This is a genomic window from Streptomyces sp. NPDC028308, assembly GCF_055565855.1.
Window position 1 is genome coordinate 30,906 of sequence record NZ_JBVHTO010000004.1, and the last position, 13,614, is coordinate 44,519.

The 13,614-nt window shown below is 72.0% G+C and carries 15 protein-coding genes; 7 read left to right on the forward strand and 8 right to left on the reverse strand.

Features of this window, described 5'->3' with window-relative positions; genetic code table 11:
• Window positions 1-47 precede the first annotated feature (47 nt).
• From ACZ4VA_RS10345 to ACZ4VA_RS10360, 4 genes are all read left to right on the forward strand, one after another.
• On the forward strand, window positions 48-1,502 hold the full coding sequence (locus ACZ4VA_RS10345) for a hypothetical protein (RefSeq protein WP_388904442.1): 1,455 nt from the start codon (window positions 48-50) through the stop codon (window positions 1,500-1,502).
• A gap of 110 nt (window positions 1,503-1,612) precedes the next feature.
• Window positions 1,613-1,819, forward strand: coding sequence for a hypothetical protein (locus ACZ4VA_RS10350; RefSeq protein ID WP_355794313.1), 207 nt, complete (start codon window positions 1,613-1,615; stop codon window positions 1,817-1,819).
• Window positions 1,819-3,069 (forward strand): PP2C family protein-serine/threonine phosphatase, encoded by a 1,251-nt coding sequence (locus ACZ4VA_RS10355; protein ID WP_356175957.1) that lies wholly within the window; start codon window positions 1,819-1,821, stop codon window positions 3,067-3,069. Before ACZ4VA_RS10350 ends, ACZ4VA_RS10355 begins: the two co-directional genes overlap by 1 nt.
• On the forward strand, window positions 3,066-3,422 hold the full coding sequence (locus ACZ4VA_RS10360) for an STAS domain-containing protein (RefSeq protein WP_356175960.1): 357 nt from the start codon (window positions 3,066-3,068) through the stop codon (window positions 3,420-3,422). The genes ACZ4VA_RS10355 and ACZ4VA_RS10360 overlap by 4 nt, the downstream gene beginning before the upstream one ends.
• 13 nt (window positions 3,423-3,435) lie before the next feature.
• Here the strand turns inward: ACZ4VA_RS10360 and ACZ4VA_RS10365 are convergent, their stop codons facing one another.
• Together ACZ4VA_RS10365 and ACZ4VA_RS10370 are read right to left on the reverse strand one after the other, a co-directional pair.
• A complete protein-coding gene (locus tag ACZ4VA_RS10365; protein ID WP_356175963.1) occupies window positions 3,436-4,659 on the reverse strand; it encodes a cytochrome P450 in 1,224 nt (407 codons plus the stop codon).
• A 91-nt stretch (window positions 4,660-4,750) separates the two neighbouring features.
• Window positions 4,751-5,431 carry an SDR family oxidoreductase gene (locus ACZ4VA_RS10370; protein ID WP_468080779.1) on the reverse strand — a complete coding sequence of 227 codons (681 nt, stop codon included), beginning with the start codon at window positions 5,429-5,431 and terminating at the stop codon, window positions 4,751-4,753.
• Window positions 5,432-5,567: 136 nt separating this feature from the next.
• Here ACZ4VA_RS10370 and ACZ4VA_RS10375 point away from each other — a divergent pair, with 136 nt between their 5' ends.
• Both ACZ4VA_RS10375 and ACZ4VA_RS10380 read left to right on the forward strand, forming a co-directional pair.
• The gene (locus ACZ4VA_RS10375) at window positions 5,568-6,128 is read left to right on the forward strand and encodes a TetR/AcrR family transcriptional regulator (protein ID WP_468080781.1); all 561 of its coding nucleotides are present in this window, start codon (window positions 5,568-5,570) and stop codon (window positions 6,126-6,128) included.
• 65 nt (window positions 6,129-6,193) lie between these two features.
• Window positions 6,194-6,691 (forward strand): MSMEG_6728 family protein, encoded by a 498-nt coding sequence (locus ACZ4VA_RS10380; RefSeq protein ID WP_355789388.1) that lies wholly within the window; start codon window positions 6,194-6,196, stop codon window positions 6,689-6,691.
• Here ACZ4VA_RS10380 and ACZ4VA_RS10385 read toward each other — a convergent pair.
• Together ACZ4VA_RS10385 and ACZ4VA_RS10390 are read right to left on the reverse strand one after the other, a co-directional pair.
• A complete protein-coding gene (locus ACZ4VA_RS10385; protein ID WP_452919594.1) occupies window positions 6,660-6,935 on the reverse strand; it encodes a DUF3140 domain-containing protein in 276 nt (91 codons plus the stop codon). The genes ACZ4VA_RS10380 and ACZ4VA_RS10385 overlap by 32 nt on opposite strands.
• 59 nt (window positions 6,936-6,994) lie before the next feature.
• The gene (locus ACZ4VA_RS10390) at window positions 6,995-7,222 is read right to left on the reverse strand and encodes a hypervirulence associated TUDOR domain-containing protein (RefSeq protein ID WP_355789394.1); all 228 of its coding nucleotides are present in this window, start codon (window positions 7,220-7,222) and stop codon (window positions 6,995-6,997) included.
• Window positions 7,223-7,401: 179 nt separating this feature from the next.
• Between ACZ4VA_RS10390 and ACZ4VA_RS10395 the strand changes: the two genes are divergently transcribed.
• On the forward strand, window positions 7,402-9,045 hold the full coding sequence (locus ACZ4VA_RS10395; RefSeq protein ID WP_468080784.1) for a GMC oxidoreductase: 1,644 nt from the start codon (window positions 7,402-7,404) through the stop codon (window positions 9,043-9,045).
• 33 nt (window positions 9,046-9,078) lie between these two features.
• Here ACZ4VA_RS10395 and ACZ4VA_RS10400 read toward each other — a convergent pair whose 3' ends face one another.
• The 4 genes from ACZ4VA_RS10400 to ACZ4VA_RS10415 all read right to left on the reverse strand — a co-directional run bounded on the left by ACZ4VA_RS10400 (window position 9,079) and on the right by ACZ4VA_RS10415 (window position 13,607).
• Window positions 9,079-9,558, reverse strand: coding sequence for a carboxymuconolactone decarboxylase family protein (locus ACZ4VA_RS10400; protein ID WP_355789400.1), 480 nt, complete (start codon window positions 9,556-9,558; stop codon window positions 9,079-9,081).
• 2 nt (window positions 9,559-9,560) lie between these two features.
• The gene (locus ACZ4VA_RS10405; protein ID WP_356175971.1) at window positions 9,561-10,637 is read right to left on the reverse strand and encodes an NAD(P)H-dependent amine dehydrogenase family protein; all 1,077 of its coding nucleotides are present in this window, start codon (window positions 10,635-10,637) and stop codon (window positions 9,561-9,563) included.
• Window positions 10,638-10,760: 123 nt separating this feature from the next.
• Window positions 10,761-11,882, reverse strand: coding sequence for a sulfite oxidase (locus ACZ4VA_RS10410; protein WP_356175974.1), 1,122 nt, complete (start codon window positions 11,880-11,882; stop codon window positions 10,761-10,763).
• Between the two features lie 198 nt (window positions 11,883-12,080).
• Complete coding sequence (locus ACZ4VA_RS10415; protein WP_355794719.1) at window positions 12,081-13,607, reverse strand: alpha/beta hydrolase domain-containing protein; 1,527 nt, start codon at window positions 13,605-13,607, stop codon at window positions 12,081-12,083.
• Window positions 13,608-13,614: the final 7 nt, after the last annotated feature.

Sequence of the window (13,614 nt, forward strand, 5' to 3'; positions counted from 1 at the left end):
ATCGGCCCGCGGCGCGACGGTGCGCCCATGGGACGAGGAGCCGCGCCTTGATCAGGTCGAGAACGTTCGCACGCACCCCCCGACGGCCGTGGACCGCAGGACGGCCGGCCGCGTTTCTGGCCGCCACGGCCACCGCCGCGGCCCTGCTCGGCGCCCCCGCCGCGCACGCGGACGCCGCCCGCCCGCAGGCCGTCGCCTGTCCGCCGAGCCTCACCGGCAAGGCGACCTGCTACACCGGCCGGGACGTGAACGGCGCGCACTACGCGATCGCCGTCCCCGCCTCGTGGAACGGCTCGCTGGTAGTGCACGCCCACGGCGGCCCAGACCTCGGGGAGGAGTCCGACCCCGCGCGCAGCGCCGAGGACCTGGACCGCTGGTCGGTGATGGTGGACGAGGGCTACGCCTGGGCCGGCTCGTCCTACCGGCGCGGCGGCTACGGAACACGCATGGCCGCCGCCGACACCGAGAACGTACGGCGCCTGTTCGTCCGGGAGTTCGGCCGGCCGCTGCGGACCTATGTGCACGGCCAGTCCTGGGGCGGGAACGTCGCGGCCAAGGTCGTCGAGACCTACGGCGCGAAGCACGGCCGCTACGACGGGGCACTGCTCACCAGCGGTGTCCTCGCCGGCGGCTCGCGCGGCTACGACTACCGCGTCGACCTGCGGGTCGTCTACCAGTACTACTGCCGGAACCACCCGCGTCCCGAGGAAGCGCAGTACCCGCTGTGGGAGGGACTGCGGGCCGGTTCGACGATGACGGCCGCCGGGCTGCGCTCCCGGCTCCAGGAGTGCACGGGGTACGCCTCCGCCCCCGGGGACCGGACCGCCGTACAGCAGCGCAATCTCGACGACATCCTCGCCGTGACGGGGATCCCGGAACGCGCCCTGGAGTCGCACCTGCGCTTCGCGACCTTCACCTTCCGCGACATCGTGCACAACCGGCTCGGCGGCCGCAATCCGTTCGGCAACCGGGGCGTGCGGTACGCGGGATCGCACGACGACGCCGCGCTGAACTCCGGGGTGGAGCGCTTCGCCGCCGATCCGGAGGCCGTGCGCGACCTGTCGTACGACAGCGACCTCACCGGCGGGGTCGACGTCCCCGTCCTCACCCTGCACGCGATCGGCGACCCCACGGCGTTCGTCGAGCACGAGTCCGCCTACCGGGCCACGCTGGAGGGCGCGCACCGGGAGAGGCACCTGGTGCAGACGTTCACCACCGAGAGCGAGCACAGTGCGCTGAGCGACTCCGAGTACGCGAACGCCCTGTCCGCCCTCGACGCGTGGACGCGCACCGGCCGGAAGCCGACGCCGCGGTCGGTCGCGGCGTCCTGCGCGGCGTTCGACCGCACGTACGGCACCGGTTGCTTCCTCAGCCCGGAGTACCGTCCCGGCTCGTACGCCTCACGGGTCGGGCCCCGGCCGGGTGGACTCCACTGGCCCGCCATGACCGCCGTACAGGAGAAGGCGTGGAGCCGTGTGGACGGTGTCGGGATCGCTCCCTGAGCCGCCGCCGGGCGAGGTGATGCCCGGACACCGGTCCACCGTGCCGGGGCGGTGTACCGGAGGGAGCATGCGGAAGGTGAACCGGACGGGCGTCTGCGAGGATGTAGGGCATGGACGTGCGGATCGGAGACCACGTGCGGGTGAGCGGCGAGTGCCGCGGTCCGGCGCGTCCGCGGTCCGTCCGCGAGCGCGGTGTCCGGCGTGGCGTGACCGTCTTCCGCCGCCCCTCCCGGACGTCCGCGACCTGCCACCGCCCGCTGTCCGGTTCCCTTGGAGGCGTCGCCGCCGTCCGTGACCGCGCCGGCGTCCTGCGGTGATGTGCGAGGAGGACGGCCGGGATCCGGAGCAGGACCGGGCGCGGAACGAGGAGGCGCTGTTCTCGGCCCTGCTCGAGGACAGCATCGAGGACCTCTACGAGAACGCCCCGTGCGGCTACCTCTCCACTCTCCTGGACGGGCAGATCGCCAAGGTCAACGGGACCCTGCTCAAGTGGCTGGGCTACGAACGGGGCGACCTCGTGGGCCGCATGCGGTTCTCCGACCTGCTCACCGTGGGCGGCCGGCTCTACCACGAGACGCATTTCGCCCCGCTGCTGCGCATGCAGGGCGAGATCAGGGGCATCGCGCTGGAGCTGAAAGCCGCGGACGGCAGCCGTCTTCCGGTCCTGGTCACCTCGCACGTGAAACTGGGCGGCGACGGGCAACCGGTCCTGATCCGCACCACCGTCTTCGACGCCCGTGACCGTCGCGCCTACGAGACCGAACTGCTGCGCGCCCGGCAGGAGTCCGAGGAGGAACGGCAGCGCCTCAAGCGGCTGAACGACGCCCTCCAGCGGACCCTGCTGCCGCCGACGCTCGCGGACGTGCCCGGACTGGACGTCGCCGCGTACTACCACATCGCCTCCACGGACGAGGTGGGCGGCGACTTCTACGACCTGTTCCCGCTCGGCTCCGGGACCTGGGGGATGTTCCTCGGGGACGTGTGCGGCAAGGGCGCCGCCGCGGCGGCCGTGACCTCGCTCGCCCGCTACACACTGCGCGCAGCCGCGGTCTACGACCCGGACCCGGCCGCGGTGCTCGGCAACCTCAACACCGTCCTGAACCACGAGTACCAGGGACCCGACCCGCGCTTCTGCACGGTCATCCTCGGACTCCTGACCCCGGACGGCGACGAGGGCGGCTTCCGCATCACGCTGGCGAGCGGCGGGCACCCGCCGGCCCTGCTGATGCGCGCCGACGGCAGCACCGACTACCTGCCCACGCCCGGAGGCCAGCTGATCGGCGTGCTGCCCGACGCGCACATCGCCACCACCTCGCTGCGCCTGGACCCGGGCGACACCCTCCTGCTCTACACCGACGGACTCACCGAGGCGCACACGGCCGCCGCCGGCGACCGCTACGGCGACGAGGCACTGCTGGAGTTCGCCCGCGAACTGGCACCGACCACGGCAGCGGACTCCGTCGCGGCGATCCGGGAACTGCTCGACACGTTCGGCACGGGCGTGGACGACGACACCGCCGTACTGGCGATCAACGTGCCCCGACAGATCAGTGAAGAGCGTCCATGAACCGTCTGCAGGTCCACACACGGAACACCCCGGCGGGTCCCGTGATCGAACTCGTGGGCGCCTTCGACCACCTGAGCGCGCCCGGCGTCCAGGCGCTGCTGCCCGGCCTGGGCCTGCTGGCGGGACAGCAACTGGTCATCGACCTCACCGGGGTCACGTTCTGCGACTCCAGCGGCATCACCGCGCTGATCGCCGCCCGCAACCACGCCTTGGCGGCGCGCGCGGGCATGGCCCTGAGCGCCGTGCCCGACCGCGTCGACCGGACCTTCCGTGTCATCGGCCTGGACCAGGTGTTCACCACGCACCCCACCGCACAAGCCGCCGAGCTCGCCTGGCGGCCGCCCGTCGGCTGAGGCGGGGGCGACGTCACCAGGTGACGGGCAGCGTCCGGGGACCGCGGATCATGGTCTTCCGGCGCCACGGCACCTGATCGGCGGGGACCGACAGACGCAGTCCGGGCAGCCGGTCCAGCAGGGTGTCGATCAGCAGCTCGGTCTGCATACGGGCCAGCACGACGCCCGTGCAGTGGTGCGGCCCGTTGCCGAAGGCGAGGTGGCCGCCGCTCTCCCGGTCGAAGTCGATCCGGTCGGGCACGGGGAAGACGTCCGGGTCGCGGTTGGCGGCGAGGTAGGAGACGTAGACGGCGTCCCCGGCGCCGATCCGCACGCCCCGCACGTCGACGTCCTCCAGCGCGATCCTGGCCAGGCCCACGGAGGTGCGGTGCGGGATGTGGCGCAGGAGTTCGTCGATGGCCGCGGGCCGCAGCTCGGGCGCTCCGCGCAGCCGGTCGAGCAGGTCGGGGCGGGTCAGCAGGACGAAGAGCATCTGTCCGCAGTTGTGGGTGACGGCCTCGCCGCCGATCTGGAGCGGGCCGGCCAGCCCGATCGCCTCCTCCTCGCTCAGGTCTCCGCGTCCGACGGCGGCGCCCAGCAGGGACAGGACGTCCTCGCCGTCGCTGTCGCGGCGCTCGCGGACGGCTTCGGCGATCCATCCGTACATGCCGTTCTTGGCGCGCTCGCCGGCCTCCGCGCCGCCCGCCGTGGAGATGATCTGCCGGGTCCACGCGTGCATCTGCTCGCGGTCGGCCGCGGGTACGCCCATGACCTCGCAGACCACGGCGATCGGGAACGGTTCGAGGACGCGCTCGACGAGGTCGGCGGGCGGCCCGTCGCGCACCACGGTGTGGACCAGGCCGTCGAGCATCTCCTGCGCCCGGGGCCGCAGCCGCTTCATCGCGCTCACCGTGAAGGCGCCCGCGACCGCCCGGCGGAGGCGGTTGTGGTCGGGCTGGTCGGCGAACGCGAGGGAGCCGGGCTTCGGCTTGAAGTGCGGTGCGAGGCGGGTGACCTCACGACCGACGACCTCCGCGCGGCTGAAGCGTGGGTCGTTGGTGATCATCTTGACGTCGTCGTACCGGGTCGCCAGCCAGGCCCAGCCCTCACCGTGGGGAAGGCTGATCCGGGTGAGCGGCCCTTCTCGCATCAGCTCCGCGAGCACCGGGTCGAATTCCGTCCCGTCCAGGTCGAGCGCGGGCCAGTCGCGGACCGGCGGCGGGGCCTGACCGGTCAGTACGGTGCTCTCCTCAGTCATGCCCTCCACCCTGTCGGGCGGCCCGCCGGGTGTCGCGCGGGCGTACTCCAGGCGGAGCAGCGCCGGCGGGGCGGGCCGCCCGCGTCGCGGGTCAGCCGGCCAGCACGCCGAGTCCCGTCTTGACCTGGCGGGTCAGCTCGTCGGCCAGCACCTCGTGAGCGCCCTTCTCCAGGCCGTCCAGCGCGAGGCCGGCGACGGTCGCGGGGCTGATCTTCTGCGCCGGGTCGACGTCCGCGGCCATGTCGGTGTCCATGTACCCGACGTGCAGTGCGGTGACCTGGATGCCGCGCGGGGCCAGCTCCTCGCGCACCGAGTTCGTCTGGGCCCAGGCCGCGGCCTTTGCCGCGCTGTAGGCGCCGAGGCCCGCCGGGTGCAGCCACGACAGGACGGAGAGCACGTTCAGGATCGCGCCGCCTCCGTTGGCCTCCAGGACGGGGGCGAAGGCGCGGGTGGTCTGCAGGGTGCCGAAGTAGTGGGTCTCCATCTCCAGCCGCACGTTGTCCCAGTCGCCGGTGACGAGCTGGGTGTGGGTGGAGATGCCGGCGTTGTTCACCAGGACGGTCGCGTCGGACGCCGTGCGGGCCGCCGCCAGCACCGACTCCGGGTCGGTGATGTCCAGGCGGAGCGGGACGGCGCCGGGCAGGTCGACCGTCTCGGGGCGGCGGGCGGCGGCGTAGACCTTGGCGCCGCGTGCGAGCAGCTGCTCGGCGACGTGGCGCCCCAGGCCGCGGTTGGCTCCGGCGACGACCGCGACGGCGTTGTTCAGGTCCATGGTGCTGTCCCTTCGAGACGGATCGGAGGCGGCCCGGTCGGCCGCACCCGCCTCTTTAGATTACATCCATAATCTAAAAAGGGAAGGGAAAGCCGTAGGATAGATGTCACCGAGCATCCAAAACGGGGAGCCGATCATGGGCCGTGTATCGAAGGACCAGGCGCGGGAGAACCGCGAGCGCGTCGTCGCCAGCGCCTCGCGCCTGTTCCGGGAGCAGGGCACCGACGGGGTCAGCGTCGCCGATCTCATGAAGGCGGCGGGCCTGACGCACGGAGGCTTCTACAAGCAGTTCGCCTCCAAGGAGGCCCTGGTCGACGAGGCCACCGCCCACGCCTTCACCACCCTGGAGGAGTGGCGGACCGACGTGGTCCGGGCCCACGAGGGCGATCCGGCGGCGGCCCGGGAGCACCTGATCGACTACTACCTCTCCCCCGAGCACCGCGACGACGCGGCGGGCGGCTGCCCCACGGCGGCCCTCGCGGCGGACATGTCCCGTGGCGCCCAGGACAGCACCGCGCAGGAGACCTACACCGAGGGCGTACGCCGGTTCGCCGCGTGGCTCGCGACCGCCGACGACGACGGGCTCGCGAACCTCAGCACCCTGGTCGGCGCCCTCGTGCTCGCGCGCGCCGTGAAGGGCGACCCGCTGCTGTCCGACGAGATCCTCGAAGCCGCCCGCGCCCGGGTGAAGTCCTGAGGGCACCGGCGGCGGCCACCCGAGTCGGCCGTCTGGACTCAGCCCGCGCGCGGTACGGATGAGGCGTGCAGACCTTTCTTCCCTACCCCGACTTCACCCGGTCCGCCGAGGTCCTCGACCCCCGCCGGCTGGGCAAGCAGCGCGTCGAGGCCGTCCAGGTGCTGCGCGGCCTGACCGTGCCCGGGTACGGCTGGCGCCATCACCCCGCGGTCCGCATGTGGCACGGCTACGAAGAGGCGCTCGTGCGCTACGGCCTGGAGATCTGCGGGGTGTGGACGGCACTGGGCCGTGGTGACACCTGTGCCGCCACGCTCGTCACCGACCTGTCCGCACACCGCCCCGGTCTCCCCGTGCGCACGCAGGACCAGTTGGCGAAGGACGGTGAACTGCCGCCCTGGCTGGGCGATCCCGCGTTCCACCGAAGCCACCGGTCGGCCCTCGTGCGCAAGGATCCGGAGTTCTACACCGCCCGCTTCCCGGACGTCCCGGACGACCTGCCGTACCTGTGGCCCGACTCGGACCGGCCGTCCCTCACTTCTGCGGATCGTGGCCCCAGTTCATGAGGGAGTAGCGCCACCTCGTGTCGGTGACGTCCCCCTTCGGGCGCTGCTCCAGGTGCCGGTGCACATAGCCGACCACCTTGCGCATGTGCGCGATGTCGTCCTCCGTCAGGTCCGACTTCCTCGCCCGCAGCAGGCCGACGATCCGGCGCCCCGAGGCGTGACCGACGCTCTCCCCGCCGTCCTTCTGCCCGACGCTCCGGGACTCGTCGGTCTCCAGCCACTTCTCCAGCTCGCCCGGCGTCATGTTCACGGCCTCGCCGAACCGGGTGAGCGTCTCCTCGCGGTCCCCGTCCCCCTGCCCGCTCACGCCTTGCCGCCCTTCTTGCGCAGCGAACCGGGCTTGTGGACGGCCGACCGCCCCGACTTGTCGCTCTCCACCTCGTACTGCGGGTCCTCGGGTGAGGCGTCGACGGTCCGGCCGGCCGCCTCGGTGCGCCGGGTGATCTTCTTCTTCACCTTGCCGGGCACGGTCTGGCCGTGACTGCTCCACGACACCTCGTCACCCTTGGAGAGCTTCTTGTCCTTCGCCATGGCCGTCCTTCGTCTGGTCGGGGCTGTGCCTCCCAGCATCGAAGCCAGGGCGCCGCGCCGCATCCCGGGCATCGGGAGGCCGCCGAAGGCCGACCGCAAGTTACCTATAGGTATGTAGTGACTTGACGCGCAAGTGACAGTAGAACCTGTTCTCACTCATCGAGAGTGAGGAACCTCACATGAGCCAAACTACCGTGCAGGACAACGATCCCAGGGGTGTCTCGCGTCGTAGATTCATCGCTGGAACAAGTTCTATTTTTGGCGTCGTGGCGCTCGCCGGCCACGCCGCGGCGGCCGCTTCGCCCACCGCGGCGGCGGCCGACGTCATCACTCCGGGAGCCCATGTCCCGGCGCTGGTGATCGGTACCGGATACGGCGGCTCCGTCGCCGCCCTGCGGCTCGCCGAGGCCGGCATCGACGTCCACATGATCGAGATGGGCATGGCCTGGGACACCCCCGGCCCGGACGGCAAGATCTTCGCCAACACCACCAGCCCCGATCAGCGCTCCTACTGGCTGCGGACCAGGACCAAGCAGCCCCTGAGCAACTTCCTGGGCTTCCCGATCGACAGGGACATCCCCCGCTACACCGGGATCCTGGACGCCGAGGAGATGGGCGGCATCATCGTGTACCAGGGCCGCGGCGTCGGGGGCGGCTCCCTGGTCAACGGCGGCATGGCGGTCACACCGAGGCGCGAGAACTTCGGCGCCGTCCTCCCGTCGGTCGACCCCGCCGAGATGTACGCCACCTACTACCCCCGCGCCAACCAGGGCCTCGGGGTGGCCACCGTGAACCCGACGTGGTTCGAGACCGCCGAGTGCTACCAGTACGCACGGGTCGGCCGCAAGCACGCCCAGCGGTCCGGCTTCCCCTTCGTCTTCGTGCCGGACGTGTACGACTGGGGCTACATGGAGCAGGAGGCGGCCGGCACCGTCCCCAGGTCGGCGCTCGCGGGCGAGATCCTCTACGGCAACAACTACGGGAAGAAGTCACTCCAGAAGACGTACATCGCCCGGGCCCGAGCCACCGGGAAGGTCACCATCTCCCCGCTGCACAAGGTCACTTCGGTCGCCCCGGCCACCGGCGGCGGCTACACGGTCGTCATCGACCAGATCGACACCGGCGGCGCCACGACGGCCACCAAGACGGTGACCGCGGACCGGGTGTTCTTCGCGGCGGGCAGCGTCGGCACCAGCAAGCTGCTCGTCAGGCTGAAGGCCACCGGCGCCCTGCCCGCCCTGAACGACGAGGTCGGCAAAGGGTGGGGCGACAACGGCAACGTCATGTGCGGCCGCGCCAACCACATGTGGGACCCGACCGGCAAACTCCAGTCGAGCATCCCCTGCGGCGGGATCGACAACTGGGCCGCGGGCGGCGCGTTCGCCGAGGTCGCACCCCTGCCCACGGGAATCGAGACCTACGCCTCATTCTACCTGTCCATCACCAAGAACCCGAACCGCGCTCAGTTCACGTGGAACCCCGCCTCGGGCAAGGCGGAGCTGAACTGGCAGACCGCCTGGAAGCAGCCGTCCATCGACATGGCCAAGACGATCTTCGACAAGATCAACGCGAAGGAGGGCACGATCTACCGCACCGACCTCTTCGGCACCTACAAGATCTGGGGCGACCACCTCACGTACCACCCGCTCGGCGGCGCCGTGCTCGACAAGGCCACCGACAACTACGGCCGGCTGCACGGGTACCGGGGCCTGTACGTCATCGACGGCGCCCTGATCCCCGGCAACACCAGCGTCAACCCGTTCGTCACCATCACGGCCCTCGCCGAACGGAACATCGAGCGGATCATCGCCACCGATCTGTAGCGGAACCGGCCCCGCTCGGCGGCCCTTACGGGTTCAGTGGCCCGGCAGGACGCACACGGCGTCGAGGCCCAGCACGTGGTTGAGCCGTCCGAACGCCAGCCAGGAGCCGATGCTCATACTGAGCTCCACGATCTCGCGCTGGCTGTAGTGGGCGGTCATCCGGGCCCAGAACCCGTCGTCGAGACCGTGATGATCCAGGGCGTACCGCTCGGCGTACTCCGCGGCCAGCCGCGTGCGGTCGTCGAACGCGTCGGTGGTACGCCACTGGGTGACCGCGAGGGCGAACTCCTCCTCGACCTTCCGCCCGTCCCGTTCCGTGCGCCAGTCCAGGCAGAACAGGCACCCGTTGATCTGGGCGACCCGCAGCCTCGCCGCCTCGAACTCCCGCAGCCCCAGCGTCGTGTGCTCGTACACCGACAGCGAGAAGTTCGCGGCGGCCTGGCCGATGCCGGGGACCATCTCGCCCCACACGTAGCCGATCGGCTCCTGGCCGTCGGGGATGTCGATCCGCATGGTCATTTCCTTCCGAGTCGGCCGGTCGCGGGACGCAGCGGGACGTCGAGCGCGTCGTACAGGCCCGGCTCCGCGTCCACGAGCCAGTCGATGGCCCCCACGAGCCGGCCCACCGCGGTGGCGTTCCCGCCGGCGGACCGGTTCTCGCCCTCGTCGGTCGCCTCCACCGTGACCACGATCCGGGGGCGGCCCTCGATGATCACCCGGTGTGCGCCGTCGCCGCCGTCGGGCGGGGCGGGCCAGTCGGGGGCGCAGGAGGCGTGGATGCGGGTGACGTGCTCGATGACGATACGCGGGCTGCCGTCGACGACGCCCTGCACCTCGAACCGCACGGCGCCCTGGGTGCCGGCCTCGAAGACGCCCATCGTGCGGGTGGTGACCGTGGCGTCGAGGGCGCGCCGGTCCAGGGTCTCGCGGATGTCGTCCAGTTCGACGCCCAGCGCCCTCGCCATCAGCCGGATCTGGCCGCCCCAGACCATGGTGGGTATCGAGGGCGCGAGCATCAGCGGTTCGTAGTCCATCGGGTGGCCCATGCCGATCAGGTGCCTGACGGACTCCTCCTGCTCGTACGTGGAGTAGTCGAAGATCTCCTGGCAGCGGACCGCCTCGACGACGGTACCGAGTCCGCTGACCAGCAGGGGCAGCACGTCGTTGCCCCATCCCGGGTCGACGCCCGAGACGAACAGGGAGCCGCCGCCCTCGGCGACGGCCGCCAGCACCGGGTCCCGGAACTCCGGCGGCGCGCCGCGCTGGTCGTAGAGCGGGTACAGCGCGGGAGTGACCACCACGGCCCCCGCAGCGACGGCCCTGACGACGTCGGCGAGCGCCTCGTCCGGCCGGAGGTCACCGGAGGCCGCGTACACCACCGCGCCCGGTCGGGCGTCCAGCACGGCGCCGACGCGGTCGGTCGCCGAGACCCCGAGGCGCCGGTCCAGGCCGCCGAGTTCACCCGCGTCACGCCCGACCCTCGCGGGGTCGTGCACGAGTACTGCCGTCAGTTCCAGCGCCGGGTGGGCGTCGACGGCGCGGATGGCCGCGCGGCCCACGTTGCCGGTACCCCATACGACCGTGGGAATCATGCGGCGGAGGGTAGCGAGAGGACCCGAAGGTTCATAGGCCCATGAGCGATCCGGCTGCCTGAATTCGCCAACTCACTTACCAGGCTGGGTAACTGATGGGCTGTCAGCTATCTTCCGGAGCGCTCACACCGATGCGTCGAGGCAGAGGACCGGCACCCGCTGGACGAGGTTGTTCGCGAACCCGCCACGGTTCCAGGGCTGTTGCAGGGGCTGGACGTGACCCTCGGCGTCGGTGGCACGGGCGCTCAGCACGTGACTGCCCGGTACGGCCGTCCAGTCGAGGTGCCAGTGACGCCACGCCCACCCGTGACCGGCGTCGGGAGCGAGTTCGGCCTCGTGCCAGGAGTGGCCCTCGTCCCAGCTCACCTCCACGGAGGTCACCGGGGCGCGGCCCGACCAGGCGCGCCCCTCCAGCGGCACGACGCCGGGCCGCACGACCCGCGACCGCGACATGAAGTCCGGGAACCCCGGCGGGATCAGCAGGGCGCGGGGCGCGATGCGGGTCACCGGCTCCCCGGGGTCGTCCGCGTCCTGCCTGAGCCGGTAGGCCACCGCCTGCTGGAATCCCGTGAACGCGGTGTCGGTCACTGTGATGTCCCGCAGCCACTTCACATGAGCCATGCCGTACCAGCCCGGCACCACCAGCCGCACCGGGTACCCGTGCTGGGGCGGCAGCGGTGCGCCGTTCATCGCGTACGCGACGAGGACGTCGGGATCGCGGCCCGTCGCCGTCTCCAGCGGCAGCGCACGCTGGTAGTCCTGCTCCACGCCTCGCTCGATCCCGTGGTCGGCACCGGTGAAGACGACGTCCACCCCGGCCGGGTCGACGCCGGCCTCGGCGAGCAGCAGCCGCAGCGGCACCCCGGTCCACTCCGCGGTGCCGGCCGCCTCGACCAGCCACGGCTGGCTCACCGGCCGGGGCGTCAGCAGGGCCCGGCCGTTGCCCGCGCACTCCATGGTCACCCGCTCGGTGACCGCGGGGAACGACCGCAGGTCCGCCGGCGTGAGGCGCAGCGGCCGGTCGACCAGGCCGCCGACCGTCAGCTCCCACGTGCTCTCGTCCGCGTACGGGATGTCGTAGTGGGTCAGCACGTAGTGCAGCCCCGGCGGGGTGACGTCGTAGCGCAGCGCCTCCAGGGGCAGCCCGTGGTTGCGGGCGGCGAGGGCCAGCTCCTCCTGGCTGATGCCCTCCTCCGGTCCGGCCAGCCGGGCGGGACCACTGACATCACTCACGAGTCGGCTCATGCCTGCATTGTCCGCCCCGCACCCGCGGGGGCACCAGCGCCACCGCGGACCACGGCGGGCCCGGAAGCCCGCAGCGTGGGTGCTCACGTGACCGCGTGCCCGCGGACGACGGCCACGCCGGACGGCGCGGACGCCCGAAGTCCCGCTCGGCGAGCGGGACTTCGGGCCGCGAGAGGTGATCTCGCGGTGCGTGCGGGATCAGCCGCCGACGTTCGAGTCCTGTGCGGCGGCCACGATCGCGGTCGCGTCCTCCGGCAGGAGGAAGCCGGCCGTCACGGAGTTCTGCGCGGCCGTCCGGACCCGGCTCACGTATCCCTCGTGCGTCGGGTACAGCCGGCTCAGCACCGGTTCCGCCCGGTCCGGGAAGGACGGGTCGGAGGGATCGCCGTCGTCGTGCCGGTCCCACGGGTCGGTGTCGCCGTTCCACGGGTCCCGCGCGCCGTAGAGGCCGCAGAAGAGCCCGCTGCCGCTGGTGTCCCGCTCGCCGGTGAGCGTACGGGTCGGCACCGCGACGTCGGGCAGCCGGATGCCGCCGAGGGCCAGTCCGGTGGCCGGATCACGCAGCTCGCTCAGCTGTGCCCCGCTCGCGGGCCGGGGACCGCCCCTTGCCCAGTCGGCCAGCCGGCGCAGCGCGGCGTTCATCGACCAGTGGCCCGGGCCGTCGTTGAACGGCGCCGACCCGGCGGCGCAACCGGGCGCCGGGGCGGCGGAGCCCGCCGACCTGATCACCGTCGGCTGTCCGGTGTCGTAGGCCCACTGGTCGCCGTGGGCGGTACCCGCCAGCTCCCAGTGCACGACGCGGTCGGTGTCCGGCTGCCGTGCGGCGGCGGCGCCGGGCACGTCGGTCTCGGTGAGCACGACGAAGGTCGGCACCGTCAGGTCGGTGCGGACGCGGGACGGGTACGGCATCAGGAGCGTGTCCCCCAGCTGCCCGCTGATCGGCGCGGCGATGGCACTGTTGCTGTGCACCATGAACCCGTCGTAGACGCGTGCCACCGGATGGACGGCGTTGGCGTACGTCGTCATGAAGCCGGCCGACTGCGACTCGCCGTCCGCGAGCAGCGTCCTGACCTGCAGCCCGCCGAGCGGATCGGGACCGTTCGGGGTACGCAGCGCCTGCCCCGCCTGGGAGAAGATGTCGTAGGCGTAGGCGTCACCGGGGTGGATCAGGCTGCCGTAGCGGTCCGGGTCCCAGCCCTTGAGGCCGTGGATCTCGCCGCTGCCGCCGTTGACGCCGACGGACTGTGCCGAGACGCCGACCCAGGCGTACCCCTTGCGCAGGAGCTCCTCCCGGGCGAACCAGTAGTCCGGGGACAGCTCGATCTGGCCGCTGACGTTCAGCCACTCGACGACGACGGTGCCGTTGAACTTCGCGGCGTCGACGGGGCGGCGGACCAGCAGCCGGGTCCGGTACTCGGCGCGGGTGTTCGCGCGGACGGTCCAGCGGCCGTCCGAGCCCCAGATGCCGGACTTCGCGTACGACGTGGCGGTGCCGGTCGTGAAGTACTCGCTCTCGGTGTAGCCGAGGGAACCGAGATCCTCCGCCGCGGCGAGGAAGGGGAACCCGCGGCTGCCCTCGGGCGGGACGGTGATCACGGGGTTGACGGCCTCGGCGCGCGAGGGCGCGGCCTCGGCGGGGGAAGGACCGAGGAGCGTGGCGAGGAGCACCGCGCCCAGGGTCGTGGCGGTGGCCCACCGCCGGAGTAACCGGTCGGGACTGCGCATGCGTTGC